At 65.7% G+C, this 25,925-nt stretch carries 38 protein-coding genes; 37 read left to right on the top strand and 1 reads right to left on the bottom strand.

Translation table 11 applies throughout. The features are described from left to right. Window positions 1–70 precede the first annotated feature (70 nt). The 37 genes from ACLD0U_RS11140 to rplQ all read left to right on the top strand — a co-directional run bounded on the left by ACLD0U_RS11140 (window position 71) and on the right by rplQ (window position 24,163). Window positions 71–718 carry a spermidine/putrescine ABC transporter substrate-binding protein gene (locus ACLD0U_RS11140; protein ID WP_206551470.1) on the top strand — a complete coding sequence of 216 codons (648 nt, stop codon included), beginning with the start codon at window positions 71–73 and terminating at the stop codon, window positions 716–718. 214 nt (window positions 719–932) lie between these two features. Continuing rightward, the gene (gene rpsL, locus ACLD0U_RS11135; RefSeq protein ID WP_179410052.1) at window positions 933–1,301 is read left to right on the top strand and encodes a 30S ribosomal protein S12; all 369 of its coding nucleotides are present in this window, start codon (window positions 933–935) and stop codon (window positions 1,299–1,301) included. 5 nt (window positions 1,302–1,306) lie between these two features. Next, complete coding sequence (rpsG, locus tag ACLD0U_RS11130) at window positions 1,307–1,777, top strand: 30S ribosomal protein S7 (protein WP_179410053.1); 471 nt, start codon at window positions 1,307–1,309, stop codon at window positions 1,775–1,777. A 77-nt stretch (window positions 1,778–1,854) separates the two neighbouring features. Beyond that, the gene (gene fusA, locus ACLD0U_RS11125) at window positions 1,855–3,969 is read left to right on the top strand and encodes an elongation factor G (protein WP_206551471.1); all 2,115 of its coding nucleotides are present in this window, start codon (window positions 1,855–1,857) and stop codon (window positions 3,967–3,969) included. Window positions 3,970–4,136: 167 nt separating this feature from the next. Further along, window positions 4,137–5,330 (top strand): elongation factor Tu, encoded by a 1,194-nt coding sequence (gene tuf, locus ACLD0U_RS11120; protein ID WP_206551472.1) that lies wholly within the window; start codon window positions 4,137–4,139, stop codon window positions 5,328–5,330. A 109-nt stretch (window positions 5,331–5,439) separates the two neighbouring features. Continuing rightward, on the top strand, window positions 5,440–5,652 hold the full coding sequence (locus tag ACLD0U_RS11115) for a hypothetical protein (protein WP_206551473.1): 213 nt from the start codon (window positions 5,440–5,442) through the stop codon (window positions 5,650–5,652). 379 nt (window positions 5,653–6,031) lie between these two features. Further along, window positions 6,032–6,340 carry a 30S ribosomal protein S10 gene (gene rpsJ, locus ACLD0U_RS11110; RefSeq protein ID WP_017201594.1) on the top strand — a complete coding sequence of 103 codons (309 nt, stop codon included), beginning with the start codon at window positions 6,032–6,034 and terminating at the stop codon, window positions 6,338–6,340. A gap of 8 nt (window positions 6,341–6,348) precedes the next feature. After that, window positions 6,349–7,008, top strand: coding sequence for a 50S ribosomal protein L3 (rplC, locus tag ACLD0U_RS11105; protein WP_179410057.1), 660 nt, complete (start codon window positions 6,349–6,351; stop codon window positions 7,006–7,008). A gap of 4 nt (window positions 7,009–7,012) precedes the next feature. Further along, the gene (gene rplD, locus ACLD0U_RS11100; protein ID WP_179410058.1) at window positions 7,013–7,675 is read left to right on the top strand and encodes a 50S ribosomal protein L4; all 663 of its coding nucleotides are present in this window, start codon (window positions 7,013–7,015) and stop codon (window positions 7,673–7,675) included. Further along, window positions 7,672–7,992, top strand: coding sequence for a 50S ribosomal protein L23 (gene rplW / locus ACLD0U_RS11095; RefSeq protein WP_179410059.1), 321 nt, complete (start codon window positions 7,672–7,674; stop codon window positions 7,990–7,992). Before rplD ends, rplW begins: the two co-directional genes overlap by 4 nt. A gap of 20 nt (window positions 7,993–8,012) precedes the next feature. After that, a complete protein-coding gene (rplB, locus tag ACLD0U_RS11090) occupies window positions 8,013–8,852 on the top strand; it encodes a 50S ribosomal protein L2 (RefSeq protein WP_179410060.1) in 840 nt (279 codons plus the stop codon). 12 nt (window positions 8,853–8,864) lie between these two features. Beyond that, on the top strand, window positions 8,865–9,146 hold the full coding sequence (gene rpsS / locus ACLD0U_RS11085; protein WP_179410061.1) for a 30S ribosomal protein S19: 282 nt from the start codon (window positions 8,865–8,867) through the stop codon (window positions 9,144–9,146). 25 nt (window positions 9,147–9,171) lie between these two features. Next, complete coding sequence (rplV, locus tag ACLD0U_RS11080; protein ID WP_179410062.1) at window positions 9,172–9,573, top strand: 50S ribosomal protein L22; 402 nt, start codon at window positions 9,172–9,174, stop codon at window positions 9,571–9,573. Beyond that, window positions 9,573–10,319, top strand: a complete 747-nt coding sequence (gene rpsC / locus ACLD0U_RS11075; protein ID WP_179410063.1) for a 30S ribosomal protein S3 — start codon at window positions 9,573–9,575, stop codon at window positions 10,317–10,319. The genes rplV and rpsC overlap by 1 nt, the downstream gene beginning before the upstream one ends. Beyond that, the gene (gene rplP / locus ACLD0U_RS11070; protein ID WP_179410064.1) at window positions 10,319–10,738 is read left to right on the top strand and encodes a 50S ribosomal protein L16; all 420 of its coding nucleotides are present in this window, start codon (window positions 10,319–10,321) and stop codon (window positions 10,736–10,738) included. The genes rpsC and rplP overlap by 1 nt, the downstream gene beginning before the upstream one ends. Then, window positions 10,738–11,055, top strand: coding sequence for a 50S ribosomal protein L29 (gene rpmC / locus ACLD0U_RS11065; RefSeq protein ID WP_179410065.1), 318 nt, complete (start codon window positions 10,738–10,740; stop codon window positions 11,053–11,055). Before rplP ends, rpmC begins: the two co-directional genes overlap by 1 nt. Next, window positions 11,055–11,360: a 30S ribosomal protein S17 gene (rpsQ, locus tag ACLD0U_RS11060; protein WP_179410066.1), complete on the top strand. Its 306-nt coding sequence runs from the start codon at window positions 11,055–11,057 to the stop codon at window positions 11,358–11,360. The genes rpmC and rpsQ overlap by 1 nt, the downstream gene beginning before the upstream one ends. After that, window positions 11,357–11,725, top strand: a complete 369-nt coding sequence (gene rplN / locus ACLD0U_RS11055) for a 50S ribosomal protein L14 (RefSeq protein ID WP_206551475.1) — start codon at window positions 11,357–11,359, stop codon at window positions 11,723–11,725. The genes rpsQ and rplN overlap by 4 nt, the downstream gene beginning before the upstream one ends. Before the next feature lie 2 nt (window positions 11,726–11,727). Further along, on the top strand, window positions 11,728–12,087 hold the full coding sequence (gene rplX / locus ACLD0U_RS11050; RefSeq protein WP_179410068.1) for a 50S ribosomal protein L24: 360 nt from the start codon (window positions 11,728–11,730) through the stop codon (window positions 12,085–12,087). Beyond that, entirely contained in the window at window positions 12,087–12,653 is a 567-nt protein-coding gene (gene rplE / locus ACLD0U_RS11045; protein ID WP_179410069.1) for a 50S ribosomal protein L5, read from the top strand. The genes rplX and rplE overlap by 1 nt, the downstream gene beginning before the upstream one ends. 145 nt (window positions 12,654–12,798) lie before the next feature. Beyond that, window positions 12,799–13,197 carry a 30S ribosomal protein S8 gene (gene rpsH / locus ACLD0U_RS11040; RefSeq protein ID WP_179410070.1) on the top strand — a complete coding sequence of 133 codons (399 nt, stop codon included), beginning with the start codon at window positions 12,799–12,801 and terminating at the stop codon, window positions 13,195–13,197. A 6-nt stretch (window positions 13,198–13,203) separates the two neighbouring features. Further along, window positions 13,204–13,740 (top strand): 50S ribosomal protein L6, encoded by a 537-nt coding sequence (rplF, locus tag ACLD0U_RS11035; protein WP_206551477.1) that lies wholly within the window; start codon window positions 13,204–13,206, stop codon window positions 13,738–13,740. A 2-nt stretch (window positions 13,741–13,742) separates the two neighbouring features. Continuing rightward, entirely contained in the window at window positions 13,743–14,102 is a 360-nt protein-coding gene (rplR, locus tag ACLD0U_RS11030) for a 50S ribosomal protein L18 (RefSeq protein WP_206551478.1), read from the top strand. Next, a complete protein-coding gene (rpsE, locus tag ACLD0U_RS11025) occupies window positions 14,099–14,782 on the top strand; it encodes a 30S ribosomal protein S5 (RefSeq protein WP_179410073.1) in 684 nt (227 codons plus the stop codon). The genes rplR and rpsE overlap by 4 nt, the downstream gene beginning before the upstream one ends. Continuing rightward, a complete protein-coding gene (gene rpmD, locus ACLD0U_RS11020) occupies window positions 14,782–14,967 on the top strand; it encodes a 50S ribosomal protein L30 (RefSeq protein WP_018171461.1) in 186 nt (61 codons plus the stop codon). The genes rpsE and rpmD overlap by 1 nt, the downstream gene beginning before the upstream one ends. Then, complete coding sequence (gene rplO, locus ACLD0U_RS11015) at window positions 14,967–15,515, top strand: 50S ribosomal protein L15 (protein ID WP_218847916.1); 549 nt, start codon at window positions 14,967–14,969, stop codon at window positions 15,513–15,515. The genes rpmD and rplO overlap by 1 nt, the downstream gene beginning before the upstream one ends. A 113-nt stretch (window positions 15,516–15,628) precedes the next feature. Continuing rightward, complete coding sequence (secY, locus tag ACLD0U_RS11010; protein WP_179410074.1) at window positions 15,629–16,951, top strand: preprotein translocase subunit SecY; 1,323 nt, start codon at window positions 15,629–15,631, stop codon at window positions 16,949–16,951. After that, on the top strand, window positions 16,948–17,544 hold the full coding sequence (locus ACLD0U_RS11005) for an adenylate kinase (RefSeq protein ID WP_179410075.1): 597 nt from the start codon (window positions 16,948–16,950) through the stop codon (window positions 17,542–17,544). Before secY ends, ACLD0U_RS11005 begins: the two co-directional genes overlap by 4 nt. A 9-nt stretch (window positions 17,545–17,553) precedes the next feature. After that, window positions 17,554–18,402 (top strand): type I methionyl aminopeptidase, encoded by an 849-nt coding sequence (gene map, locus ACLD0U_RS11000; RefSeq protein WP_410340640.1) that lies wholly within the window; start codon window positions 17,554–17,556, stop codon window positions 18,400–18,402. Between the two features lie 94 nt (window positions 18,403–18,496). After that, on the top strand, window positions 18,497–19,156 hold the full coding sequence (locus tag ACLD0U_RS10995; protein ID WP_410340639.1) for a DsbA family protein: 660 nt from the start codon (window positions 18,497–18,499) through the stop codon (window positions 19,154–19,156). A 127-nt stretch (window positions 19,157–19,283) separates the two neighbouring features. Continuing rightward, window positions 19,284–20,975, top strand: coding sequence for a choice-of-anchor A family protein (locus ACLD0U_RS10990; RefSeq protein WP_410340638.1), 1,692 nt, complete (start codon window positions 19,284–19,286; stop codon window positions 20,973–20,975). 165 nt (window positions 20,976–21,140) lie between these two features. Beyond that, on the top strand, window positions 21,141–21,362 hold the full coding sequence (gene infA / locus ACLD0U_RS10985; protein WP_017201569.1) for a translation initiation factor IF-1: 222 nt from the start codon (window positions 21,141–21,143) through the stop codon (window positions 21,360–21,362). Between the two features lie 88 nt (window positions 21,363–21,450). Next, window positions 21,451–21,567, top strand: coding sequence for a 50S ribosomal protein L36 (gene rpmJ, locus ACLD0U_RS10980; RefSeq protein WP_071644008.1), 117 nt, complete (start codon window positions 21,451–21,453; stop codon window positions 21,565–21,567). 165 nt (window positions 21,568–21,732) lie between these two features. After that, window positions 21,733–22,107 carry a 30S ribosomal protein S13 gene (gene rpsM / locus ACLD0U_RS10975; protein WP_179410079.1) on the top strand — a complete coding sequence of 125 codons (375 nt, stop codon included), beginning with the start codon at window positions 21,733–21,735 and terminating at the stop codon, window positions 22,105–22,107. Between the two features lie 27 nt (window positions 22,108–22,134). Continuing rightward, window positions 22,135–22,533, top strand: a complete 399-nt coding sequence (rpsK, locus tag ACLD0U_RS10970; protein WP_071644012.1) for a 30S ribosomal protein S11 — start codon at window positions 22,135–22,137, stop codon at window positions 22,531–22,533. A 110-nt stretch (window positions 22,534–22,643) separates the two neighbouring features. Then, window positions 22,644–23,633 carry a DNA-directed RNA polymerase subunit alpha gene (locus tag ACLD0U_RS10965; RefSeq protein ID WP_206551481.1) on the top strand — a complete coding sequence of 330 codons (990 nt, stop codon included), beginning with the start codon at window positions 22,644–22,646 and terminating at the stop codon, window positions 23,631–23,633. Window positions 23,634–23,668: 35 nt separating this feature from the next. Next, a complete protein-coding gene (gene rplQ, locus ACLD0U_RS10960; protein ID WP_410340637.1) occupies window positions 23,669–24,163 on the top strand; it encodes a 50S ribosomal protein L17 in 495 nt (164 codons plus the stop codon). A 77-nt stretch (window positions 24,164–24,240) separates the two neighbouring features. Here the strand turns inward: rplQ and ACLD0U_RS10955 are convergent, their stop codons facing one another. After that, window positions 24,241–25,812 carry an AMP-binding protein gene (locus ACLD0U_RS10955; RefSeq protein ID WP_224818685.1) on the bottom strand — a complete coding sequence of 524 codons (1,572 nt, stop codon included), beginning with the start codon at window positions 25,810–25,812 and terminating at the stop codon, window positions 24,241–24,243. Between the last annotated feature and the right edge of the window lie 113 nt (window positions 25,813–25,925).

Raw genomic sequence — 25,925 nt, 5'->3', positions numbered from 1 at the left:
GCGTCACACCCACGCCGCGCCGACGGCGATGACAGCGCCGCTGCGCGGGCTTGGGTCGTACGCTGGGTGCGTGGAGCGATCTCTGGATGCCCAGGTGAGCCAGGCCGTCGAGGCCTGGTTGCGCTGGGTGCCGCGCTGGGCTCCGGCCACGCACCGTGGCCGCGTGGCACCGTGCCGTCGTTGCCTCGGGTCGCCCATTCTGTCGGCGGCCGGCATCGGCGCAGGCGTGCCGCACGGAGTGCAGCACGGGTTGTCCACGCGGATCAAGGCGATCATCGATCAGGCCGTCGCGGAGTACACGGTGCGCAATCTGCCGATGCTGCAGGCCGAGCTCGATCAGCAGGCCGATCGGAACCGATCGCGGGGGTACCGGCCGTCCGAGGGGCTCGACCCCGAGTACGAGGGGATGCCGCTGGACCCCGATCCCGTACCGGGCGCGCCTTTCCTGTTCACCGTCGCGGGGCTTGCCGACGAGGCGGCGGCCGAGCTGCCGCCCCTGCCGCCGTTGAGCGACGAGGCGAAGGCGGCGCTGCGGCAGGAGGTCGCCCTCGCCGACGAGTACGCGAACATGGTGGGTCGCGAGATCTGCGGGATGCTCCTGGCACACCGCCTCGACGTGCAGGCCGCGATCTCGCGGTACGTCGAGCCGCAGATCGAGGCGATGCTCGCCGAGCTGAGCGAGGCCTTGGACTCGCCGTTCGACCCGGATGCTCCGTAGCACAGCATCCGCCCTGCCATTTGACCGCCACGCGCGTGGCGGATTACACTTGATCGCGTGTGCGCACGCCTGTGCGTGCACGCTGGGCGCCGACACCGTCGGGCCGCCCCCACGGCATACCCACCACACCAAAAGCGCTGCGGATCCGCAGCGCCGGTGGGTCATGATGTGAAACCCATCACGCTGTCACCGTGCAGCACTAAGAGGAGAGAACGTGCCAACTATTCAGCAGTTGGTTCGCAAGGGACGTTCGCCGAAGGTCACCAAGACCAAGGCGCCCGCCCTGAAGTCGAACCCGCAGCAGGCCGGGGTGTGCACCCGCGTCTACACCACCACCCCGAAGAAGCCGAACTCGGCGATGCGTAAGGTCGCTCGTGTGAAGCTCCGCAACGGCACCGAGGTCACCGCCTACATCCCCGGTGAGGGCCACAACCTGCAGGAGCACTCGCTGGTGCTCGTGCGCGGTGGTCGTGTCAAGGACCTTCCCGGTGTCCGCTACAAGATCGTCCGTGGTGCACTCGACACCCAGGCAGTCAAGAACCGTAAGCAGAGTCGCTCTCGCTACGGCGCAAAGAAGGGTTGAGTTAGATGCCTCGTAAGGGTCCCGCCCCCAAGCGCCCGGTCGTCAACGACCCCGTATACGGTGCACCGATCGTCACCTCGCTCGTGAACAAGATCCTCGTCGACGGCAAGAAGTCGCTCGCCGAGTCGATCGTCTACGGCGCCCTCCGCGGCGTCGAGGCCAAGAGCGGCCAGGACGCCGTCGCCACCCTGAAGAAGGCGCTCGACAACGTGCGCCCCACCCTTGAGGTCCGCAGCCGCCGCGTCGGTGGCTCGACCTACCAGGTCCCCGTCGAGGTCAAGCCGCACCGTGCGAACACCCTCGCACTGCGCTGGCTGGTCAGCTACGCGAAGGGTCGTCGTGAGAAGACGATGACCGAGCGCCTGCAGAACGAGATCCTCGACGCCTCGAACGGTCTGGGTGCAGCGGTCAAGCGCCGCGAGGACACCCACAAGATGGCCGAGTCGAACCGCGCCTTCGCCCACTACCGCTGGTAAAGGGCTGAGCGGATGCCGCACCCGCGGCATCCGCTCGCACTCTCTGTTCGTTCCTGAACCATCCCGGAGGAACCCCCGTGGCACAAGAAGTGCTCACCGACCTGAGCAAGGTCCGCAACATCGGCATCATGGCGCACATCGATGCCGGCAAGACCACCACGACCGAGCGCATCCTGTTCTACACGGGTGTCAACCACAAGCTCGGCGAGACCCACGATGGTGGCGCGACCACCGACTGGATGGAGCAGGAGAAGGAGCGCGGCATCACGATCACGTCGGCCGCCGTGACCTGCTTCTGGAACAAGAACCAGATCAACATCATCGACACCCCCGGCCACGTCGACTTCACGGTCGAGGTCGAGCGCTCGCTGCGCGTGCTCGACGGCGCTGTCGCGGTCTTCGACGGCAAGGAGGGCGTTGAGCCCCAGTCCGAGACCGTGTGGCGTCAGGCCGACAAGTACAACGTTCCGCGTATCTGCTTCGTCAACAAGATGGACAAGCTGGGCGCCGACTTCTACTACACCGTCGACACGATCGTGAACCGTCTGGGTGCCAAGCCGCTCGTGCTGCAGCTCCCGATCGGCTCCGAGAGCGACTTCATCGGCGTCGTCGACCTGCTCGAGATGCGCGCACTGGTGTGGCCCGGCGACGCCAAGGGTGACGTGACGATGGGCGCCTCGTACGAGGTGCAGGAGATCCCGGCCGACCTCAAGGAGAAGGCCGAGGAGTACCGCCAGCAGCTGCTGGAGACCGTCGCCGAGTCCGACGACGCGCTGCTGGAGAAGTTCTTCGGTGGCGAGGAGCTCTCGATCGCCGAGATCAAGGGCGCCATCCGCAAGATGGTCGTCGCCAACGAGATCTACCCGGTGCTGTGCGGTTCGGCGTTCAAGAACCGCGGTGTGCAGCCCATGCTGGACGCCGTCGTCGACTTCCTGCCCAACCCGCTCGACGTGGGTGCCATCGAGGCGCACGACCCGAAGGACGAAGAGAAGGTCATCGAGCGTCACCCCGACGCCAACGACCCGTTCTCGGCGCTGGCATTCAAGGTCGCCGTGCACCCGTTCTTCGGTCGTCTCACCTACGTCCGCGTGTACTCGGGTCACCTCGACTCGGGCTCGGCCGTGATCAACTCGACCAAGGGCAAGAAGGAGCGCATCGGGAAGATCTTCCAGATGCACGCCAACAAGGAGAACCCGGTCGACTCGCTCACCGCGGGTAACATCTACGCCGTCATCGGTCTGAAGGACACCACCACCGGTGACACCCTCGCCGACCCGGCCGCCCCGGTCGTCCTCGAGTCGATGACGTTCCCGGAGCCGGTCATCGAGGTCGCGATCGAGCCGAAGACCAAGGCCGACCAGGAGAAGCTGGGTCTCGCGATCCAGAAGCTCGCAGAAGAGGACCCGACGTTCCGCACGGAGCTGAACCCCGAGACCGGTCAGACGACCATCAAGGGCATGGGCGAGCTGCACCTCGACATCCTCGTCGACCGCATGAAGCGCGAGTTCCGCGTCGAGGCGAACGTCGGAAAGCCGCAGGTGGCCTACCGCGAGACGATCAAGAAGGCCGTCGAGAAGCACGACTACACCCACAAGAAGCAGACCGGTGGTTCGGGTCAGTTCGCGAAGATCCAGTTCAACATCGAGCCGCTCGAGCTGGACTCCGAGAAGACCTACGAGTTCGTGAACTCGGTCACCGGTGGTCGCGTTCCGCGCGAGTACATCCCTTCGGTGGACGCGGGCTTCCAGGACGCGATGAACGTCGGCGTGCTCGCCGGCTACCCGATGGTCGGTGTCAAGGCGACGCTGGTCGATGGTGCCGCGCACGACGTCGACTCCTCGGAGATGGCGTTCAAGATCGCGGGTTCCATGGGCTTCAAGGAGGCCCTGCGCCGGGCCAACCCCGTGCTGCTCGAGCCGCTGATGGCGGTCGAGGTGCGTACTCCCGAGGAGTACATGGGTGACGTCATCGGTGACCTGAACTCGCGTCGTGGCCAGATCCAGTCGATGGAGGATGCCCAGGGCGTCAAGGTGGTGCGCGCTTCGGTGCCGCTGTCCGAGATGTTCGGCTACATCGGTGACCTGCGCTCGAAGACCTCGGGCCGCGCGGTGTACGCGATGGAATTCGACAGCTACGCTGAGGTTCCCCGCGTCGTCGCCGACGAGATCATCCAGAAGACCAAGGGCGAGTAAGCCCTTCACTCGGGCTCCTGCCTCGTTCGCGAGAGCGCAGGGCAGGGGCCCGGGTACCCCACAACTTCACATTCACTCTCTACTAAACTGAGAAACCGAAACCAGTAGGGAGCCGGTCACAATCCAGTGCCCGGCGATCTCTACACGAACGTCCTGAGGAGGACCCAGTGGCCAAGGCCAAGTTCGAGCGGACCAAGCCGCACGTCAACATCGGAACGATCGGTCACGTCGACCACGGCAAGACCACCCTGTCTGCCGCGATCTCGAAGGTGCTTGCTGACAAGTACCCGTCCGACACGAACGTCCAGCGTGACTTCAACACCATCGACTCCGCTCCCGAGGAGCGTCAGCGCGGTATCACGATCAACATCTCGCACATCGAGTACGAGACCCCGAAGCGCCACTACGCGCACGTTGACGCACCCGGTCACGCCGACTACGTCAAGAACATGATCACCGGTGCCGCACAGATGGACGGCGCGATCCTCGTCGTCGCCGCCACCGACGGCCCGATGGCTCAGACCCGCGAGCACGTGCTGCTCGCCAAGCAGGTCGGCGTGCCGTACCTGATGGTCGCGCTGAACAAGAGCGACATGGTCGACGACGAGGAGATCCTGGAGCTCGTCGAGCTCGAGGTCCGCGAGCTGCTCTCGTCGCAGGGCTTCCCCGGCGACGACGCTCCGGTCATCCAGGTTTCCGCTCTCAAGGCACTCGAGGGTGAAGAGAAGTGGGTCCAGGCGATCCTCGACCTCATGCAGGCCGCGGATGACAACATCCCCGACCCCGAGCGTGACCGCGACAAGCCCTTCCTGATGCCGATCGAGGACGTCTTCACGATCACCGGTCGTGGAACCGTCGTCACGGGCCGCGCCGAGCGTGGCACGCTGGCCATCAACTCCGAGGTCGAGATCGTGGGTCTGCGCCCGACGCAGAAGACGACCGTCACCGGTATCGAGATGTTCCACAAGCAGCTCGACGAGGCATGGGCCGGCGAGAACTGTGGTCTGCTGCTCCGCGGCACCAAGCGCGAGGACGTCGAGCGCGGCCAGGTCGTCGTGAAGCCGGGCTCGATCACCCCGCACACCAACTTCGAGGGCACTGCCTACATCCTCTCGAAGGACGAGGGTGGCCGTCACAACCCGTTCTACACGAACTACCGCCCGCAGTTCTACTTCCGCACCACCGACGTCACCGGCGTCATCTCGCTGCCCGAGGGCACCGAGATGGTCATGCCCGGCGACACCACCGACATGACGGTCGAGCTGATCCAGCCGATCGCTATGGAGGAGGGCCTCGGCTTCGCTATCCGTGAGGGTGGCCGCACCGTTGGCGCCGGCACGGTGACGAAGGTCATCGCGTAAGCATCTGCTTCAGAAGAGGGGTCGGACCTGAGGGTCCGGCCCCTCTTTCGTGTAGAAAAGAGCAGGAGGACAGAGGGTCTGTCCTCACATACCGCGCGGGAGGTAGGCGATGGGTTTCGACGACATCGTGGACAAGGGCAAGGCTCTCTACGAGGAGCACAAGGAGACGATTGAGGACGCGGTCAAGAGTGACCAGGCCGAGGACATCAGCGACAAGCTTCTCGACGGCGTCGCCGACTTCGCTAAGAAGGTAGCACCGGGTGCTGCGGATGCTATCGACGACGTTCGCGACAACGTGGACAAGGCCGTCGGCAACGAGTGACGGCAGTCTGATCTGAAGGCGGCGCACCCTCGGGTGCGCCGCCTTCTTCGTGCGCGACACGCCCGGGTTTGCAGTAGTCGAATCGGGCATGGCAGAATAGACAGGTTCCACATTTCTGCGCTCTTCGTGATGCGCGGAATCACTGTCATGGCAGTGCATAGACGGCGGGCCCTTCGGGGCGTGCGCAGGGTTCTAGGCCGCGGGCAGCAGAACAGACAATCCGATTCCTCTTGTCGAGGGCTTCGCCGTGCGTGCGCGGTGAAGGTCGGGCTGACATCAGAACAGTGATGCAGAGGCGCGAACAGCGCCACCGTGCGTCCAATGCCCCAGGGCCACCCGGTCCCGGTCGGTACGACGCCTATAGAGAGAGAGCAGACAAATGGCGGGACAGAAGATCCGCATTCGCCTGAAGTCGTATGACCACGAGGTCATCGACACGTCGGCACGTAAGATCGTCGACACCGTGACCCGCGCGGGCGCGACCGTCGTCGGCCCCGTGCCGCTTCCGACCGAGAAGAACGTCGTGTGCGTCATCCGGTCGCCCCACAAGTACAAGGACAGCCGCGAGCACTTCGAGATGCGCACCCACAAGCGTCTGATCGACATCGTCGACCCGACGCCGAAGGCTGTCGACTCGCTGATGCGTCTCGACCTCCCGGCCGACGTCAACATCGAGATCAAGCTCTGAGGTCCGCCATGGTTGACATCAACTCCAAGGTTTCCAAGGGCATGCTCGGCACGAAGCTCGGCATGACCCAGGTCTGGGACGCGAACGGCAAGCTCGTTCCCGTCACCGTCATCGAGCTGGCTCCCAACGTGGTCACCCAGGTCCGTACGCCCGAGAAGGACGGCTACAAGGCTGTTCAGATCGCGTATGGCCAGATCGACCCGCGCAAGGTGAACAAGCCCCTGACCGCTCACTTCGAGGCAGCCGGCGTCACGCCGCGTCGTCACGTCACCGAGATCCGCACCGCGGATGCCGCTGACTACTCGCTGGGCCAGGAGCTCACCGTTGACGGCGTGTTCGAGGCGGGCCAGCTGGTCGACGTGGTCGGTACCAGCAAGGGTAAGGGCACCGCCGGTGTCATGAAGCGCCACAACTTCGCCGGTGTCTCGGCGTCGCACGGTGCACACCGCAACCACCGCAAGCCCGGTTCCATCGGTGCCTCGTCGACGCCCAGCCGCGTCTTCAAGGGCATGCGCATGGCCGGCCGTATGGGTGGCGAGCGTGTGACCGTCCTCAACCTCAAGGTGCACGCCATCGACGTCGAGAAGGGACTCATGCTCGTCAAGGGCGCAGTCCCCGGCGCGCGTGGTCGTATCGTGTACGTCCGCAACGCAGTGAAGGGTGCCTGATCTTATGGCTGACTCGACTCTCGCAATCGACGTCCTGACGGTCGACGGCAAGAAGGCAGGCTCGGTCGAGCTGCCCGCCGCGATCTTCAACGTCGAGACCAACGTCCCGCTGATCCACCAGGTCGTCGTCGCGCAGCAGGCTGCTGCACGCCAGGGAACGCACGCTACGAAGACTCGTGGCGACGTGTCCGGCTCCGGCACCAAGCCCTTCAAGCAGAAGGGCACCGGTAACGCGCGCCAGGGCTCGATCCGCATGCCGCAGCACCGCGGCGGTGGCACGGTCCACGGCCCGCAGCCGCGCGACTACTCGCAGCGCACCCCCAAGAAGATGATCGCCGCTGCCCTCCGTGGCGCGCTGAGCGACCGCTTCCGCGGTGAGCGCCTGCACGCCGTTGAGGCGTTCGTCGCTGACAGCACCCCTTCGACCAAGACCGCAGCCGGCCTGATCGCCGCCGTGGCTCCGTCGAAGAACGTGCTGGTCGTCATCGAGCGCAACGACGAGCTGACGCTGAAGAGCGTCCGCAACCTCGCGAACGTGCACATCCTCAGCTTCGACCAGCTGAACGCCTACGACGTCATCGTCTCCGACGACATCGTCTTCACCAAGGCCGCGCTCGAGGGCTTCATCGCCTCGAAGACCGGCGCAACCGAGGAGGTCTCGGCATGAGCGAGCAGAACCCTCTCGCAGCGGCTCTGAACAAGGACCCGCGCGACATCATCCTGGGACCGGTCGTCTCTGAAAAGAGCTACGGCCTGATCGACGAGGGCAAGTACACCTTCCTCGTCGACCCCCGCGCTTCGAAGACCGAGATCAAGCTCGCCATCGAGAAGATCTTCGGTGTCAAGGTGGCGTCGGTCAACACGATCAACCGCGTCGGCAAGGCCCGTCGCACCCGCTTCGGCACCGGTAAGCGCAAGGACACCAAGCGCGCCATCGTCTCGCTGAAGTCGGGTTCCATCGACATCTTCACGGCAGTCGGCTGACCGGGGGATAAGGACAGAACATGGCTATTCGCAAGTACAAGCCCACGACCCCGGGCCGTCGCGGTTCGTCGGTAGCGGACTTCGCCGAGATCACCCGATCGACGCCTGAGAAGTCGCTGCTGCGTCCCCTTTCGAAGACCGGTGGTCGTAACAACCAGGGCCGCATCACCACCCGCCACATCGGCGGTGGACACAAGCGCCAGTACCGCGTCATCGACTTCCGTCGTAACGACAAGGACGGCATCAACGCCAAGGTCGCTCACATCGAGTACGACCCCAACCGCACCGCACGCATCGCACTGCTGCACTACTTCGACGGCGAGAAGCGCTACATCATCGCCCCGAACAAGCTGAAGCAGGGTGACATCGTCGAGTCGGGTCCTTCGGCTGACATCAAGCCCGGCAACAACCTGCCGCTGAAGAACATCCCGACCGGTACGGTCATCCACGCCATCGAGCTCCGCCCCGGCGGCGGCGCCAAGATGGCACGCTCGGCCGGCGCCTCGGTGCGTCTGGTCGCGAAGGACGGCCCGTTCGCTCAGCTGCGTCTGCCCTCGGGCGAGATCCGCAACGTCGATGCGCGCTGCCGCGCGACCATCGGCGAGGTCGGCAACGCCGAGCAGTCGAACATCAACTGGGGTAAGGCCGGCCGCAAGCGCTGGAAGGGCGTCCGCCCGACCGTCCGTGGTGTCGCGATGAACCCGGTCGACCACCCGCACGGTGGTGGTGAGGGTAAGACCTCCGGTGGTCGTCACCCCGTTTCCCCGTGGGGTCAGGCTGAGGGTCGTACCCGTCACGCCAACAAGGAAAGTGACCAGTACATCGTCCGCCGCCGCAACGCTGGCAAGAAGCGCAAGTAGGAGTAGAGGAAGATGCCACGCAGTCTCAAGAAGGGCCCCTTCGTCGACGAGCACCTGCTTCGCAAGGTGGTCGGTCAGAACGAAGCCGGTTCCAAGAACGTCATCAAGACCTGGTCGCGCCGTTCGATGATCATCCCGGCCATGCTGGGTCACACCATCGCCGTGCATGACGGTCGCAAGCACATCCCCGTGTTCGTGACCGAGACCATGGTCGGCCACAAGCTGGGCGAGTTCGCGCCCACCCGCACCTTCCGCGGCCACGTGAAGGACGACAAGAAGGGCCGCCGCCGCTGACGCGGGGGCGATAGAGGAGAGAGAAATGGTGGAGTCCATCGCACGCGTGCGACACATCCGCGTGACCCCTCAGAAGGCTCGTCGTGTCGTCGCGCTCATCAAGGGCAAGCAGGCTCAGGAGGCCCTGGCCATCCTGAAGTTCGCGCCTCAGGGTGCCAGCGAGCCGATCTACAAGCTCGTGCACGCTGCAATCGCGAACGCATCGGTCAAGGCCGATCGCGACGGCGAGTACCTCGACGAGCAGGACCTGTACGTGAAGAACGCGTACGTCGACGAGGGCACGACGCTCAAGCGGTTCCAGCCGCGCGCTCAGGGTCGTGCATTCCAGATCAAGAAGCGCACGAGCCACATCACGGTCGTGCTGGCCACTCCGGAGGTCGCTGACGCGCCCGCCGAGGCGGCCACGACGAAGAAGGCGAGCAAGTAATGGGCCAGAAGGTCAACCCGTACGGCTTCCGTCTCGGCATCACGACCGACCACGTGTCTCGTTGGTTCTCGGACTCGACGAAGCCCGGTCAGCGTTACGCCGACTACGTCGCCGAGGACATCAAGATCCGCAACCTGCTGCAGACGCAGCTCGACCGTGCCGGCGTCTCGAACATCGAGATCGAGCGCACCCGTGACCGCGTGCGTGTGGACATCCACACCGCGCGTCCCGGTATCGTCATCGGTCGCCGTGGCGCCGAGGCCGAGCGCATCCGCGGCGACCTCGAGAAGCTCACCGGCAAGCAGATCCAGCTGAACATCCTCGAGGTCAAGAACCCCGAGGCTGACGCTCAGCTCGTCGCCCAGGGCATCGCCGAGCAGCTCTCCGCACGTGTGGCGTTCCGTCGCGCGATGCGCAAGGGCCTGCAGGGTGCTCAGCGCGCCGGCGCCAAGGGTATTCGTATCCAGGTCTCCGGCCGTCTCGGCGGCGCAGAGATGAGCCGTTCGGAGTTCTACCGCGAGGGTCGTGTGCCGCTGCACACGCTGCGCGCGAACATCGACTACGGCTTCTACGAGGCCAAGACCACCTTCGGCCGCATCGGCGTGAAGGTCTGGATCTACAAGGGCGATCTCACCAACAAGGAACTCGCACGCGAGCAGGCCAACCAGAAGCCGGCTCGTGACCGTGGCGACCGCCGTCGTGCCCCGCGCAACGAGGCACCGGTCGCAGAAGGAGCGTCGGCATAATGCTCATCCCTCGCAAGGTCAAGTACCGCAAGCAGCACCACCCGAAGCGTTCGGGCCAGGCGACCGGCGGCACCAAGGTGTCCTTCGGTGAGTTCGGCATCCAGGCTCTGACCCCCGCCTACGTGACCAACCGTCAGATCGAGTCCGCTCGTATCGCGATGACCCGTCACATCAAGCGTGGTGGAAAGGTGTGGATCAACATCTACCCCGACCGTCCGCTCACGAAGAAGCCCGCCGAAACCCGCATGGGTTCCGGTAAGGGTTCGCCCGAGTGGTGGGTCGCCAACGTCAAGCCGGGCCGTGTCCTCTTCGAGGTCGCGGGCGTGAATGAGGAGCTCGCACGCGAAGCCCTCACCCGGGCCATTCACAAGCTGCCGCTCAAGGCACGCATCATCAAGCGCGAGGAGGGCGACGCGTAATGGCGATCGGCACCAAGGAGCTCGCACCTGCCGAGCTCGACACGTTCGAAGACCAGCGCCTCGTCGAGGAGCTGCGCAAGGCCAAGGAGGAGCTGTTCAACCTCCGTTTCCAGTCGGCCACCGGCCAGCTGGAGAGCCACGGCCGCATCCGCGCCGTCAAGCGCGACATCGCGCGCCTCTACACCGTGATCCGCGAGCGAGAGCTGGGCATCCGCGCGACGCCCGCTCCCGTCGAGGCTCCGGCGAAGAAGGCGTCCAAGGCGAAGGCGAAGAAGGAAGCTGCGGCTGACGACGCGCCGAAGGAGGAGGCCGAGTAATGGCTGAGAAGAAGGCAGCAGAGCACGCCGAGCACGACGTGCGCGACGCCGACGCCCGCGGGTACCGCAAGGCCCGTCGTGGCTACGTCGTCAGCGACAAGATGGACAAGACCATCGTCGTCGAGGTCGAAGACCGCGTGAAGCACCCGCTCTACGGCAAGGTCATCCGCCGCACCGAGAAGGTCAAGGCGCACGACGAGAACAACACCGCCGGTATCGGCGACCTGGTCCTCATCAACGAGACCCGGCCGCTGAGCGCCACCAAGCGCTGGCGTCTGGTTGAGATTCTGGAGAAGGCCAAGTGATTCAGCAGGAGTCCCGCCTCAAGGTCGCCGACAACTCCGGCGCGAAGGAACTGCTCACGATCCGCATCCTCGGTGGCTCGCGCCGCCGCTACGCGGGTCTGGGCGACACCATCGTTGCCACGGTCAAGGACGCGATCCCCGGCGGCAACGTCAAGAAGGGCGATGTGGTCAAGGCCGTCATCGTCCGTACCGCAAAGTCCACGCGCCGTCCCGACGGCTCGTACATCAAGTTCGACGAGAACGCCGCCGTCATCCTGAAGAACGACGGGGAGCCCCGCGGCACCCGTATCTTCGGACCGGTCGGTCGCGAGCTTCGTGACAAGAAGTTCATGAAGATCGTCTCGCTCGCCCCGGAGGTCATCTGATCATGGCGAACATCAAGAAGGGTGACCTCGTTCAGGTCATCACCGGCCGCAAGCAGGACAAGGGCGGCGACCGCGGTAAGCAGGGCAAGGTCCTCGAGGTCCTCGTCGAGCAGAACCGCGTCGTCGTGGAGGGCGTGAACTTCGTCACCCGCCACACCCGTGTGGGCCAGACGCAGCGCGGCACCAAGACCGGTGGCATCGAGACCGTCGAGGCCCCGATCCACATCTCCAACGTCGCCGTCGTCGACCCCTCGACCAAGGAGCCGACTCGCGTCGGCCACCGGGTTGAGGAGCAGGTCAAGGACGGCGTGAAGCGCACGGTTCGCGTGCGTTTCGCGAAGAAGTCAGGTAAGGACCTCTGATGGCAGCTACGCAGCCCCGCCTGAAGCAGAAGTACAACACCGAGATCAAGAAGGCTCTGCAGGAGCAGTTCGGCTACGCCAACGTCATGCAGATCCCCGGCCTGGTCAAGGTTGTCGTCAACACCGGTGTCGGCGAGGCAGCTCGCGACAGCAAGGTGATCGAGGGCGCCATCGCCGACCTCACCAAGATCACCGGTCAGAAGCCGGTCGTCACGAAGGCCCGCAAGTCCATCGCGCAGTTCAAGCTGCGTGAGGGTCAGGCCATCGGCGCGCACGTCACCCTGCGTGGCGACCGCGCGTGGGAGTTCGTCGACCGCCTGGTGAACCTGGCTCTGCCCCGCATCCGCGACTTCCGCGGTCTGTCGGGTGACCAGTTTGACGGCAACGGCAACTACACCTTCGGTCTCCAGGAGCAGAGCGTGTTCCACGAGATCGATCAGGACAAGATCGACCGCGTCCGCGGCTTCGACATCACCGTGGTCACCACGGCCAAGACGGACGACGAGGGCCGCGCTCTGCTGCGTGCGCTCGGCTTCCCGTTCAAGGCCGCTGACGCCGCAGCGTGATCCGGCGGTGTGGGGAGGGGAGCTGTACGGCGCCCCTCCCCACACCCCGTACAATTGAAGATTGCGTGCCCAGCAGGGCAAGGCTCATAGCAGGCCGTCTGTCGTGTAACGGCAGCCGGAACCTCATGAACAAAGGAAAATCATTATGACGATGACAGACCCGGTCGCAGACATGCTGACCCGTCTGCGCAACGCGAACTCGGCGCACCACGACTCCGTGACCATGCCGTCGAGCAAGCTCAAGACGAACATCGCCGAGATCCTCCAGCAGGAGGGCTACATCTCTGGCTTCGAGGTCACCGACGCGCGCGTCGGCAGCAACCTCACCCTGTCGCTCAAGTACGGCCCCAACCGTGAGCGCTCCATCGCCGGCATCAAGCGCGTGTCGAAGCCCGGTCTGCGCGTCTACGCGAAGTCGACCGAACTGCCTTCGGTTCTCGGCGGCCTGGGCGTTGCCATCCTGTCCACCTCCTCCGGTCTTCTCACCGACCGTCAGGCTGAGCAGAAGGGCGTGGGCGGAGAAGTTCTCGCCTACGTGTGGTGATCTGACATGTCGCGTATCGGACGACTTCCCATCGACATTCCCGCGGGCGTCACCGTTTCGGTCGACGGCCGTGAGGTCGCAGTCAAGGGCCCCAAGGGCGAGCTGACGCTCGAACTGGCCCGTCCCATCGAGATCACGGTCGAGGAGAACCAGGTTCTGGTCACCCGCCCGGACGACGAGCGTGAGTCGCGTGCACTGCACGGCCTGACTCGTACGCTCATCAACAACAACATCATCGGCGTCACCCAGGGCTACACCAAGGGCCTTGAGGTCGTCGGCACCGGTTACCGCGTGCAGCAGAAGGGCAGCTCGGTCGAGTTCGCCCTCGGCTTCTCGCACCCGGTCGTCATCGAGCCGCCCGCGGGCATCACGCTGACGGTCGAGGGCACCAACAAGCTGACGGTCAGTGGCATCGACAAGCAGGCTGTCGGCGAGGCAGCTGCGAACATCCGCAAGATCCGCAAGCCCGAGCCGTACAAGGGCAAGGGCGTGCGCTACGCCGGCGAGGTCGTGCGTCGCAAGGCCGGAAAGGCTGGTAAGTAACCATGGCTGTGAAGTCCAAGTCCGCCGCCCGCGCGCGTCGCCACGCCCGTCTTCGCAAGAAGATCGTCGGCACCGAGCTGCGCCCGCGTCTGGTCGTCAACCGCTCTGCTCGTCACGTCTTCGTGCAGCTGGTCGACGACGCCAAGGGTCACACCGTGGCATCCGCTTCCACGCTCGAGACCGACCTGCGCTCCTTCGACGGTGACAAGACCGCCAAGGCACGCAAGGTGGGCGAGCTCGTCGCTGAGCGTGCGAAGGCCGCCGGCGTTTCCGAGGCAGTGTTCGACCGTGGCGGCAACCGCTACGCCGGTCGTGTCGCAGCCATCGCCGATGGCGCCCGCGAAGGGGGGCTGGCACTGTGAGTGACAACAAGGAGAACGAAGTGACCGAAACCGCTCCTGCCGAGGCTCAGGCCGAGCCGCAGCGCGAGCAGCGTGACGGCCGTCGCGGAGGCCGCGACCGTGGTCAGAGCCGCGACCGCAACTCGCGCGACCGTGGGGACAACCAGTTCCTCGAGCGCGTCGTCACCATCAACCGCGTCTCGAAGGTCGTGAAGGGTGGACGTCGCTTCAGCTTCACCGCTCTCGTGGTCGTCGGTGACGGCAACGGTCTGGTGGGCGTCGGCTACGGCAAGGCCCGCGAGGTGCCCCTGGCTATCTCTAAGGGTGTCGAAGAGGCCAAGCGCAACTTCTTCCGCGTCCCGCGCGTCGGTTCGACCATCCCGCACCCCGTGCAGGGTGAGGCCGCAGCCGGTGTTGTGCTGCTGCGTCCGGCCGCTGCCGGTACCGGTGTTATCGCCGGTGGTCCGGTCCGCGCCGTGCTCGAGTGCGCTGGCATCCACGACGTCCTGTCGAAGTCGCTCGGTTCGTCGAACACGATCAACATCGTGCACGCGACCGTCGAGGCCCTGCAGGGCCTCGAGGAGCCGCGCGCCGTGGCCGCCCGTCGTGGTCTCGACTACGACGCGGTCGTGCCCGAGATCATCATCCGCAACGAGGCGAAGGCCGCTGCCGCCGCCGCTGCGCAGAAGGTAGGTGCCTGATGGCCGCGCGCCTCAAGGTCACGCAGGTGAAGTCCAAGGTGAGTGAGAAGCAGAACCAGCGCGACACGCTGCGTTCGCTCGGCCTCAAGCGGATCGGCGACTCGGTCGTCCGTCCCGACGACGCCCAGACGCGCGGCTACGTCCGCACCGTCGCTCACCTCGTCAAGGTTGAGGAGATCGACTAATGGCTGAGAAGAACGAGGCCGTCGAGGCCGAGAAGGCCACGAAGAAGCCCGCCGCCAAGAAGGCTGCTGCATCCAAGAAGGCTGAGACGAAGGCTGCTCCGGCAGCGCGTCCCGCCGTTCTGAAGGTGCACCACCTCCGTCCCGTCCCGGGTGCCAACACCGCCAAGACCCGCGTGGGTCGCGGTGAGGGCTCGAAGGGTAAGACGGCCGGTCGCGGAACCAAGGGCACCAAGGCCCGCAACACCGTGCGGGTCGGCTTCGAGGGTGGGCAGATGCCGCTGCACATGCGCACCCCGAAGCTGCGCGGGTTCAAGAACCCGTTCCGCGTCGAGTACCAGGTCGTGAACCTGGCCAAGCTCGCCGAGCTCTACCCGGCCGGTGGCGATGTCACCGTCAGCGACCTGGTCGCAAAGGGCGCCGTCCGCAAGAACGAGAAGGTCAAGGTCCTCGGCGACGGCGACATCTCGGTCAAGCTCACGGTGTCGGTCGACAAGGTCTCGGGCAGCGCCGAGCAGAAGATCGTCGCCGCCGGCGGTTCGGTCAACTGATAGTCCCGTCGTGAACGCGAGGAGGGGTCGGAGATTCTCCGGCCCCTCCTTTGCGTTACTCTGGACATTCGGCCGTCCTTCGACGTTCGGCAATCCCTTCAGGAGGAACGCCCTTGTTTAGCGCCATCGCGCGAATCTTCCGCACACCTGATCTGCGGCGGAAGATCCTTTTCACCATCGGCATCATCGCGCTGTACCGTCTCGGCTCGAATGTGCCTGCTCCGTTCGTGAACTTCCCGAACGTCGAGCAGTGCCTCGCGGCGAACGCCGGCACTGACGGCCTGCTGGGCCTCGTGAACCTGTTCTCCGGCGGCGCGCTGCTGCAGCTGTCGATCTTCGCGCTCGGTGTGATGCCATACATCACCGCGACGATCATCACGCAGCTGCTGCGTGTGGTCATCCCGCACTTCGAAGCACTGCACAAAGAGGGCCAGGCCGGCCAGAGCAAGCTGACGCAGTACACCCGCTACCTGACCATCGCCCTCGCACTGCTGCAGTCGGCGACCCTGGTGACGGTGGCGCGCAGCGGTCAGCTGTTCGGCACGACCGACGTCGCGGCCTGCAACAACCTGCTGACCAATGACGTGTGGTGGGCGCAGCTGCTCATCATCATGGCGATGACCGCAGGCACGGGTCTGATCATGTGGTTCGCCGAGCTGGTCACCGAGCGCGGTATCGGCAACGGCATGTCGCTGCTGATCTTCACCTCGATCGCCGCGACCTTCCCGGCCGCCATGTGGGGCATCTGGGAGGCCAAGGGCTTCGAGGTCTTCCTGCTTGTGCTGCTGATCGGCATCGTCGTGATGGGCATGGTCGTGTTCGTCGAGCAGTCGCAGCGCCGCGTGCCCGTGCAGTACGCGAAGCGCATGGTCGGACGCCGCACCTACGGCGGGACGAACACCTACATCCCGATCAAGGTCAACATGGCGGGTGTTATCCCGATCATCTTCGCCTCGTCGCTGCTGTACCTGCCGATGCTGGTCGCGCAGTTCAACACCCCCACCGATGGCAGCGAGCCGGCCGCGTGGGTGGTCTGGGTCAACCAATACCTCGCCTCGGGCGACCAGCCGCTGTACATGGCCGTGTACTTCCTGCTGATCATCGGCTTCACCTACTTCTACGTCGCGATCACGTTCAACCCGGTCGAGGTCGCCGACAACATGAAGAAGTACGGCGGGTTCATCCCCGGCATTCGCGCGGGACGACCGACCGCGGAATACCTCGACTACGTGATCACGAGGATTACGTTCCCCGGTTCCCTCTACCTCGGCTTCGTCGCGCTGATCCCGCTGATCGCGCTGGCGACGGTGCAGGCGAACCAGAACTTCCCGTTCGGCGGCGCCTCGATCCTCATCATCGTGGGTGTCGGCCTTGAGACGGTGAAGCAGATCGACGCGCAGCTGCAGCAGCGCCACTACGAAGGGCTCCTGAGATGACCGCCACCGCACGACTGCTGATCGTCGGCCCGCAGGGCTCCGGAAAGGGCACCCAGGGTGTCCGTATCGCCGAGGCGCTGGGCATTCCCGTCGTCTCGACCGGAGACATCTTCCGCGCCAACATCAAGCAGGGAACCGAACTCGGCCAGAAGGTCACCGCGATCCTGGATGCCGGTGACCTGGTGCCCGACGAACTGACCAGCGAGATCGTTCGTGACCGGCTCTCGCAGGAGGACGCCGCCACGGGCTTCCTGCTCGACGGCTACCCGCGCAACACCGCTCAGGTCGCGCACCTCGACGCCTTCCTCGCAGATCAGGGTGCCTCGCTCGACGCCGTGCTGCTGCTGGATGTGCCGCGTGACGAGAGCATCGCGCGTCTGAGCCTGCGTGCCGTCGAGCAGGGGCGCTCGGATGACACGGAAGAGGCCATCGCGCACCGCCTGGACATCTACGAGAACGAGACTGCTCCGATCATCTCGGTGTACGCCGAGCGTGGCATCGTCGACCGTATCGACGGCGTCGGCTCTCTTGACGACATCACCGCGCGGATTTCGGATGCCCTCGCCGCGCGCGGCATCGCACAGCTGGTCTGATCTGTTCTGATGTTTCGTAAGTCGATCTACAAGAGCCCGGCGCAGCTGAGGTCGATGGTCGAGCCCGGCCGGATCACGGCAGCGGCACTCGAAGCGCTCCGCCCGCTGGTGCGAGCGGGCGTGAGCACCGCTGAGCTTGACGCCGAGGCGTCGCGGGTGATCATCGCGCGTGGAGCGGAGTCGAACTTCAAACTCGTGCGCGGGTACCGGCACACGACGTGCATCTCGGTGAACGAAGAGGTCGTCCACGGGATCCCCGGCGACCGTGTGCTGCGGCCCGGTGACATCGTCTCGGTCGACTGCGGCGCACAGTTCCAGGGGTGGAACGGAGACAGCGCCGTGACCTTCATCGTCCCCGGCGATGCGCCCGCTGATGTTCTCGCGCGACGAGAAGAGCTCTCCCGCGTCACGAACGGGTCGATGTGGGCGGGAATCGCGGCGATGGCATCCGCCTCGCATATCGGCGACATCGGCGCGGCGATTCAGGACTACGTCGAGGCGCAGGGGCCGTCCGTGGTTTCGGGGGAGAGCTACGGCATCCTGCGTGAGTACGTCGGTCACGGCATCGGACGCAAGATGCACGAGGCACCCAGCGTGTTCAACTACCGCACGCCGGATCCTGGTGCAGAGATCCGCCCGGGCCTGGCCCTTGCGATCGAGCCGATGCTCACCGCCGGTGGCGAGGCGACGTTCGTCGAGGACGACGACTGGACGGTATCGACGGTAGACGGTTCTGACGGCTGCCACTGGGAGCACAGCGTCGCCCGCCACGAGAACGGCATCTGGGTGCTCACTGCGCCGGATGGGGGAGCGGCCGGTCTTGCTCCGTTCGGCGTGACTCCGACCCCGATCGCCTGAGGTCTCACACGCCAGGCATAGCGACGTCCGGGCAGAATATTCGTTGAGGCAACAGGTTCGCCGACGCGGCGAGCCGTACACAGATCGGAAGTCTATGGCTGCTGCGCAGGGCAGGAACAACTGGTTCGTCATCGGTATCTCGACCGCGGTCGTGGTGGTGCTCGTCGCACTCGGTGCGCTCGTGGTGTGGATGAACAACCGTGCGAACGACCCGGGGGCCGCGCCCACCGGCGACATCATCAACGCGGAGTCGGGCGCGATCACCTTCGGCGAAGGCGACGATGTCGTCGCCACGTACCTGGACTTCATGTGCCCCGCGTGCAACGCCTTCGAACAGTCGTACGGGCAGAGCCTGCAGTCGGCGGCGGCCAACGACGACATCACGCTGGAGATCTATCCGGTCGCGATCCTCGACCACCTCTCGCAGGGGACGAACTACTCGTCCCGTGCCGCGGGAGCGATGTACTGCGTCGCCGACGCCGCCCCAGACAAGGCGCTGGACTACATGAACGCGCTGTTCGCGAACCAGCCGCAGGAGTCGGGTCCCGGTCTGACCGATGAGCAGCTCGCGCAGATCGCGGAGCAGGTCGGTGCGGATGCCGCCGTCAGCTGCATCGCCGACGGCACCTACGAGAAGTTCGGTGCCGCCCAGGCCAAGAAGCACGATGTGCGCGGTACTCCGACGGTCGACATCAACGGCACGCGCCTGGACCACAGCGAGATCAACACCGAGCTGCCCAAGGTGCTGCCCTGATCTCCAACCGCTGACGGCACACTCCGGCGGAGCGGCGGAGAGACGATCGGTGAGTGGGTAGACTGGTTGGTTGATGTCCCGACCCGGGACCGACACCGCCTGTCGTCTTTCTGAAGGACCCACCACCATGTCTCTTCGCCGCTCTTTTGCCGTGCTCGGAACCCTGGGCGTTGCCCTGGGCTCCGGCCTGATCGCTGTCAGCCCGGCAGTCGCCGCCACGTCGGCACCCGGCGCGACGGCAGGTCTCAGTACCGCACTGTGCCCGCCCGAACTGCTCCCACCGCCCGCCAACGACAACCAGGTGTGGCACGACGACCAGATCGGCGTGTTCGCGGGTGGTGACTTCATCGCCGAATCGGCATCGGCTGAGTCCGAGGGGCTGCTTGTTGTTCTCGGCGACGCGACCTTCCGCAACGGCAAGGGGTTCAATGTCGGCACCGTGGGTGTCGGCTCGGGCGTCTCGCCCACGCCCGGTGAGGTTATGCTCGCGGTCGGCGGCGACATCCGTGTCGAAGGTGCGAACACGGTGCTCGATGTGGGTGCCAACGCGACCAACGCGGATGACGAGCTCGTCGGAGGCTCGGTGCAGGTCGGGGGCAACACGACTCCCGCCTACCCGGCACCCGCGTATCGCCTGAACGAGGGAACCCTCACCGAGGGGATGGGTGCGGATGCCGTCAGCGCTTGGGCCGAGACCGACGTCGCGGCCATGTCGCAAGCGTTCTCCGGGCGGGACGACACCGGCGAGGTGACAGGTGACCAGTGGAACCTGACGTTCACGGGTGACGGCGCTAGCTTGCGACAGGTGTTCACCGTGTCCGCTGACGAGCTCACCGGCGGGAACCCTGCGATTCACTTCCTGGAGATCCCCGAGCACGCCAGCGTGGTCGTGAACGTGACCGGCTCCGGCGATGTCGTCTGGGCCCCGACCTACTTCACCGACAACGGCGACCGAGTCGACGGACTGGACGCTCCGCGGTTCGGCCAGGTGGCCGGGCGCACGCTGTGGAACTTCGCAGATGCCGACTCGGTGCACATCGACGGCAGCAGCCAGGTGCTCGGTTCGCTCGTGGTGCCCGCGACGGACCCCACCGACGCTCCGGCGATGCGCATCACGGCATCGACCAACGGCGTCATCTACACCGCAGGCTCGATCATCATGGACGGCCAGGGCAACGAGCAGCACTTCTACCCGTGGATCGAGTATCCCTGCGGCTCCACGCCGGGGCCGGAGCCGGAACCGCAGCCTGAGGTCGAGGGCGCCTTCACCATCACCAAGACGGTGCAGGGCGAGAACGCTCCGCAGGTTGCCTTCAGCGGTGCGTACAGCTGCTCGATCAACGACGCGCAGGTCAGCACGGGAATGTGGGAGCTCGCCGCCGGTGAGACGACAGACCCCATCGTCGCACCCGTCGGAGCATCCTGCGTGGTGAGCGAGGATCTTCCCGCTGACACCGAGGCCGGCACCTGGGGTGCCCCGGTGGTGTCCGGTTCGCCGGCTGTCATCACGAAGGCATCCGCGCAGGAGCCCGTCCGCATCTCGGTGCTGAACACGTTCGTGCCCGCGCCCGGCCCGGGCCCCGAGCCCACGCCGACCCCCGAGCCCACGCCGGACCCGGAGCCCGCGCCGACCCCGGAGCCGACGCCGACCTCGGAGCCCACGGTCGAGCCGACGCCGGCTCCGACCACGCAGGCTGAGACGCCCGAGGGTGAACTTGCGACCACGGGTGGCACGATCGCGATCACGACCGTGGCTCTCGGAGCGCTGCTGTTGGTCGCCGGACTGCTTCTTCGACTGCGTCACCGCGCGCAGCAGTAATCGGTAGCTGCGTCGTCGCGCATTTGCCGCACGGGCATCGACGGTCTATCATAGATCTTTGGTGCCGTGCGCCTTGTTCTGGCGTGTCCCAACTCGGCGGCGCAGCACCGCTATCATCACCCATCCACCGCAGATCGACCGATCTGCAGAAGCGTCAGCGAGGCTATGGCTAAGAAAGACGGTGTCATCGAGATCGAGGGCGTCATTTCCGAGGCGCTGCCCAACGCGATGTTCCGCGTTGAGCTCAGCAACGGACACAAGGTGCTCGCCACGATCTCCGGAAAGATGCGGCAGAACTACATCCGCATCATCCCCGAAGACCGCGTGGTCGTGGAGCTTTCGCCCTACGACCTGACCCGCGGGCGCATCGTTTACCGCTACCGCTGATCGGTCGAGAAGTAACGGCTGTCGACTGGCGAGTCCCTGTGACGGGGCTCGGCACGAGAGAGCACGAAGACAGCGAACAGGAAGCACTATGAAGGTCAACCCCAGCGTCAAGCCCATCTGCGACCACTGCCGCGTGATCCGTCGTCACGGTCGCGTCATGGTGATCTGCAAGAGCAACCCGCGCCACAAGCAGCGCCAGGGCTGAGCACCAGCTCCACAACTGAATACTCCGGTCGTCGAGTGAGTGCATCACTCCACGACCGGGAAATGAACAGGCAGGTCGGATCCCGCGCAGGCGGGGGACACCCCGGGTTGGAGGCCCGGGAACGGACTCTGCTCCACACCTCCACCTCACTCCAGGAGATACCGCATGGCACGTCTTGCCGGCGTTGACATCCCGCGCGACAAGCGCGTGGTGATCGCCCTCACCTACATCTACGGCATCGGCCGTACCCGCTCCGTCGAGATCCTTCAGGCGACCGAGATCGACGAGTCGATCCGCGTCAAGGACCTCTCCGACGAGCAGCTTGTCGCACTGCGCGACCACATCGAAGGCAACTACAAGGTGGAGGGTGACCTGCGCCGCGAGGTCGCCGCCGACATCCGCCGCAAGGTCGAGATCGGCTCCTACGAGGGTCTGCGTCACCGCCGTGGCCTTCCGGTGCGCGGTCAGCGCACCAAGACCAACGCGCGTACCCGCAAGGGCCCGAAGCGCACCGTCGCCGGCAAGAAGAAGGCCCGCTAAGCGGCCAGGGAATAGGAGAACACTTTCATGGCTGCACCCAAGGCCGCCGCGCGCAAGCCGCGCCGCAAGGAGAAGAAGAACATCGCGCTGGGCCAGGCCCACATCAAGTCGACGTTCAACAACACCATCGTTTCGATCACCGACCCGTCCGGCGCTGTCATCAGCTGGGCCTCGTCGGGTGGCGTGGGCTTCAAGGGCTCGCGCAAGTCGACCCCGTACGCGGCCGGCATGGCCGCCGAGTCGGCTGCCCGCCAGGCCGCCGAGCACGGTGTCAAGAAGGTCGACGTCTTCGTCAAGGGCCCGGGCTCGGGTCGTGAGACCGCGATCCGCTCGCTGCAGGCCGCTGGCCTCGAGGTCGGTTCGATCCAGGACGTGACGCCGCAGGCTCACAACGGCTGCCGTCCGCCGAAGCGCCGCCGCGTCTGATCTCGTCCCTGCCCGCCCGGCGCCGCTCAGGCGCCGGGCGGGCAGGTCCACAACTCAAGACCTCACCCACACATGTCATATAGCGGGCATGTGATCGAAAGGAACACATAGTGCTCATCGCACAGCGTCCCACTCTCACCGAGGAAAAGATCTCCGAGAACCGCAGCCGGTTCGTCATCGAGCCGCTGGAGCCCGGGTTCGGATACACGATCGGCAACGCGCTGCGCCGCAGTCTGCTGTCGTCGATCCCCGGCGCATCGGTCACCACCATTCGCATCGACGGCGTGCTGCACGAGTTCAGCACGATCCCCGGTGTGAAGGAGGATGTCACCGAGATCATCCTGAACATCAAGCAGCTGGTCGTTTCCAGCGAGCGCGACGAGCCCATCACCGCGTACCTGCGCAAGACGGGCGCCGGCGAGGTCACCGCCGCTGACATCTCCGCTCCGGCGGGTGTCGAGGTGCACAACCCCGAGCTGGTCATCGCGACGCTCAACGACACCGCTCGTTTCGAGCTCGAACTCACCATCGAGCGTGGCCGCGGCTACGTCTCGGCTGCGCAGAACCGCAGCGAGTACGCCGAGGCCGGCCAGATCCCGGTCGACTCGATCTACTCGCCGGTGCTCAAGGTCAGCTACCGCGTCGACGCCACCCGTGCCGGTGAGCGCACCGACTTCGACAAGCTGGTGCTCGATGTCGAGACGAAGTCGGCGATCAGCGCGCGCGACGCCGTCGCATCGGCCGCGAAGACCCTCACCGAGCTGTTCGGTCTCGCTCGCGAGCTGAACACCGAAGCAGAGGGCATCGAGATCGGCCCCGCGCCGGTCGAGGCCGTGCTCTCCAGCGAGCTCTCCATGCCGATCGAGGACCTCGATCTGTCGGTGCGCTCGTACAACTGCCTCAAGCGTGAGGGCATCAACACCGTTTCGGAGCTGGTCGCCCTTTCGGAGACGCAGCTGATGAACATCCGCAATTTCGGACAGAAGTCGGTCGACGAGGTGCGCGACAAGCTCGTCTCGCTCGGTCTGTCGCTGAAGGATTCGGTGCCCGGTTTCGACGGCGCCCACTTCTACAGCGCAGGCGAAGACGAGTCCTTCTGAAACCCGACCTCTTCCTGATCAGGAGCTAGACGAACATGCCCAAGCCCACCAAGGGTCCCCGCCTCGGAGGCGGCCCCGCACACGAGCGCCTTCTTCTCGCGAACCTCGCGGCAGCGCTCTTCACCAACAAGTCGATCCGCACGACCGAGACGAAGGCCAAGCGCCTGCGTCCGCTCGCGGAGCGTCTGATCACGCTCGGCAAGCGTGGCGACCTGCACGCACGCCGCCGTGCAGCGACCGTGCTGCGCTCGAACAAGGACGCCCTGCACGTTCTGTTCGCCGAGATCGCCCCGCTGGTCGCCGAGCGTGAGGGTGGCTACACCCGTATCACGAAGGTCGGCAACCGCAAGGGCGACAACGCGCCCATGGCCGTGATCGAGCTCGTTCTCGAGCCCGTCGCGCCGAAGAAGAAGGCCAAGCCCGCCGCTAAGGCCGCAGCGCCCAAGGCTGAGAAGGTCGAAGAGGCACCCGCCGAGGAGACCGTCGAGGATGCCGCTGCTGAGGCACCCGCGGAGGAGAAGGCCGAGTAAGGCCCTCCACGCGTTGTAAGAAGCCCGCCACCCTCTGGGGTGGCGGGCTTCTTCGCATCCGCTGGCGTAGTGAAGCGTTACGCGGCGCGAAGCTCCTTGCGCAGGATCTTGCCCGCGCTCGACTTCGGGATGGCCTCGATGAACTCGACCTGGCGCACCTTCTCGTGCGGGGCGACGCGCGCTGCGACGAAGTCCATCACATCCTGGGCGCTGAGATCAGCATCCGCCTGACGCACCACGAAAGCCTTCGGGATCTCCTGGCCATCCTCGTCGTAGGCACCGATCACGGCGCTGTCGGCGATGAGCGGATGCTCGAGCAGGAGCGCTTCGAGCACGGCGGGCGCTACCTGGTAGCCCTTGTACTTGATGAGTTCCTTCAGACGGTCGACGATCCGGAAGATGCCGTCGGAGGTGACGGTCGCGATGTCACCGGTGTGCAGCCAACCGTCGGCGTCGAGCATCTCGGCGGTCGCCTCAGGACGGTTCAGGTAGCCGCTCATGATCTGCGGGCCGCGCAACCAGAGTTCGCCGGCGGCGCTGGGGCCTTCGGCGGGAACGTCGACGTCGATGCCGGTCTCGGGGTCGACGATACGGGCCTCGGTGTTGGGGACCAGCGGGCCGATCGACGACTTGTCGATGTCAGTGCGCTCGGCCGGGATGAGGTTGGCCGCCGGGCTCGTCTCGGTCATGCCGTAACCCTGCACCACGCTGCAGCCCAGGCGCTGCTCGACCGCGGCCGCCAGTGCACCGTCCAGCGGCGCCGCCCCCGAGAAGATCACGCGCACCGACGACAGATCGTACTGGTCGACGATGGGGTGCTTCGCGAGCGCCACCGCGACCGGCGGAGCGATGAACACCCAAGACGTGCGGTGCTCCTGGATGATGCGCAGGAACTCGGGTAGGTCGAACTTCGGCATGGTGACCAGTCCGGCGCGCTGACGGATCGCGAAGTTCAGCAGCACCGTCATTCCGTAAATGTGGAAGAACGGCAGGATTGCGAGGATGCGGTCCTGCTCGCCGACGGTGAGCATGGAGCGGCACTGGGCAACGTTCGCGACCAGGTTGCGGTGTGTGAGCATCACGCCCTTCGGGCGACCCGTCGTCCCCGATGAATAGGGCAGCACAGCGAGATGCGTCGCCGGGTCGAAGACGACGTCCGGTGCGGCGTGGCCCTCTGCCAGCAGGGAGCGCAGGTCGGGGTGGCCCTCTGCTCCGTCGAGCACGATGAGCCGGTCGTCGGGAATACCGCGCTGCGCGGCGGCTGCCTTCGCGCCCGCGAGCAGCGGTGTGACGGTGATCAGCCACTCCGCACCAGCGTCTTCAAGCTGGTTCGCGATCTCGTCGGCCGTGTACAGGGAGTTGATGGTCGTCGCGGTGGCGCCGGCACGCAGAATGCCGTGGAAGACCGTCGCGAACGCCGGGATGTTGGGGCAGAGGATGCCGATGCGTGAGCCGACCCCGATGCGACGGGCGGCGAGAGCGCCCGCGAACAGATCGATCTGGGCGACGAGCTGTCGGTACGTCGTCTCGGCGCCGCTCGTGCCGTCGACGATCGCGACGGCATCCAGCTGAGACTCGTCGAGATCGGCGAACAGGTACTCGTAGATCGACGTGTTCGGGATCTCGATGTCGGGAAGTGTGCTGCGCATGGGGATCTCCTTCGATCGCGCGTCCGATGTGGGACTCAGTCTCTCATGCTGTGACACGCAATGCCGAACCTGCGGGGCGCCGACCCCGTGCGCAACAGACACAGCTCACGGGT

Source organism: Microbacterium sp. 2216-1, assembly GCF_046507855.1.
In the GTDB taxonomy this organism is placed as follows: Bacteria; Actinomycetota; Actinomycetes; order Actinomycetales; family Microbacteriaceae; genus Microbacterium; species Microbacterium esteraromaticum_C.
This window is presented reverse-complemented; position numbering and strand designations above follow the sequence as displayed.

Excerpts from the sequence above, each read along its gene's own strand:
- rpsG (WP_179410053.1), top strand. The coding sequence starts at position 1,307 with ATGCCTCGTAAGGGTCCCGCCCCCAAGCGCCCGGTCGTCAACGACCCC.
- ACLD0U_RS11115 (WP_206551473.1), top strand. The coding sequence starts at position 5,440 with ATGGGTTTCGACGACATCGTGGACAAGGGCAAGGCTCTCTACGAGGAG.
- rpsJ (WP_017201594.1), top strand. The coding sequence starts at position 6,032 with ATGGCGGGACAGAAGATCCGCATTCGCCTGAAGTCGTATGACCACGAG.
- rplC (WP_179410057.1), top strand. The coding sequence starts at position 6,349 with ATGGTTGACATCAACTCCAAGGTTTCCAAGGGCATGCTCGGCACGAAG.
- rplD (WP_179410058.1), top strand. The coding sequence starts at position 7,013 with ATGGCTGACTCGACTCTCGCAATCGACGTCCTGACGGTCGACGGCAAG.
- rplW (WP_179410059.1), top strand. The coding sequence starts at position 7,672 with ATGAGCGAGCAGAACCCTCTCGCAGCGGCTCTGAACAAGGACCCGCGC.
- rplB (WP_179410060.1), top strand. The coding sequence starts at position 8,013 with ATGGCTATTCGCAAGTACAAGCCCACGACCCCGGGCCGTCGCGGTTCG.
- rpsS (WP_179410061.1), top strand. The coding sequence starts at position 8,865 with ATGCCACGCAGTCTCAAGAAGGGCCCCTTCGTCGACGAGCACCTGCTT.
- rplV (WP_179410062.1), top strand. The coding sequence starts at position 9,172 with ATGGTGGAGTCCATCGCACGCGTGCGACACATCCGCGTGACCCCTCAG.
- rpsC (WP_179410063.1), top strand. The coding sequence starts at position 9,573 with ATGGGCCAGAAGGTCAACCCGTACGGCTTCCGTCTCGGCATCACGACC.
- rplP (WP_179410064.1), top strand. The coding sequence starts at position 10,319 with ATGCTCATCCCTCGCAAGGTCAAGTACCGCAAGCAGCACCACCCGAAG.
- rpmC (WP_179410065.1), top strand. The coding sequence starts at position 10,738 with ATGGCGATCGGCACCAAGGAGCTCGCACCTGCCGAGCTCGACACGTTC.
- rpsQ (WP_179410066.1), top strand. The coding sequence starts at position 11,055 with ATGGCTGAGAAGAAGGCAGCAGAGCACGCCGAGCACGACGTGCGCGAC.
- rplX (WP_179410068.1), top strand. The coding sequence starts at position 11,728 with ATGGCGAACATCAAGAAGGGTGACCTCGTTCAGGTCATCACCGGCCGC.
- rplE (WP_179410069.1), top strand. The coding sequence starts at position 12,087 with ATGGCAGCTACGCAGCCCCGCCTGAAGCAGAAGTACAACACCGAGATC.
- rpsH (WP_179410070.1), top strand. The coding sequence starts at position 12,799 with ATGACGATGACAGACCCGGTCGCAGACATGCTGACCCGTCTGCGCAAC.
- rplF (WP_206551477.1), top strand. The coding sequence starts at position 13,204 with ATGTCGCGTATCGGACGACTTCCCATCGACATTCCCGCGGGCGTCACC.
- rplR (WP_206551478.1), top strand. The coding sequence starts at position 13,743 with ATGGCTGTGAAGTCCAAGTCCGCCGCCCGCGCGCGTCGCCACGCCCGT.
- rpmD (WP_018171461.1), top strand. The coding sequence starts at position 14,782 with ATGGCCGCGCGCCTCAAGGTCACGCAGGTGAAGTCCAAGGTGAGTGAG.
- rplO (WP_218847916.1), top strand. The coding sequence starts at position 14,967 with ATGGCTGAGAAGAACGAGGCCGTCGAGGCCGAGAAGGCCACGAAGAAG.
- ACLD0U_RS11005 (WP_179410075.1), top strand. The coding sequence starts at position 16,948 with ATGACCGCCACCGCACGACTGCTGATCGTCGGCCCGCAGGGCTCCGGA.
- map (WP_410340640.1), top strand. The coding sequence starts at position 17,554 with ATGTTTCGTAAGTCGATCTACAAGAGCCCGGCGCAGCTGAGGTCGATG.
- ACLD0U_RS10995 (WP_410340639.1), top strand. The coding sequence starts at position 18,497 with ATGGCTGCTGCGCAGGGCAGGAACAACTGGTTCGTCATCGGTATCTCG.
- ACLD0U_RS10990 (WP_410340638.1), top strand. The coding sequence starts at position 19,284 with ATGTCTCTTCGCCGCTCTTTTGCCGTGCTCGGAACCCTGGGCGTTGCC.
- infA (WP_017201569.1), top strand. The coding sequence starts at position 21,141 with ATGGCTAAGAAAGACGGTGTCATCGAGATCGAGGGCGTCATTTCCGAG.
- rpmJ (WP_071644008.1), top strand. The coding sequence starts at position 21,451 with ATGAAGGTCAACCCCAGCGTCAAGCCCATCTGCGACCACTGCCGCGTG.
- rpsM (WP_179410079.1), top strand. The coding sequence starts at position 21,733 with ATGGCACGTCTTGCCGGCGTTGACATCCCGCGCGACAAGCGCGTGGTG.
- rpsK (WP_071644012.1), top strand. The coding sequence starts at position 22,135 with ATGGCTGCACCCAAGGCCGCCGCGCGCAAGCCGCGCCGCAAGGAGAAG.
- rplQ (WP_410340637.1), top strand. The coding sequence starts at position 23,669 with ATGCCCAAGCCCACCAAGGGTCCCCGCCTCGGAGGCGGCCCCGCACAC.
- ACLD0U_RS10955 (WP_224818685.1), bottom strand. The coding sequence starts at position 25,812 with ATGCGCAGCACACTTCCCGACATCGAGATCCCGAACACGTCGATCTAC.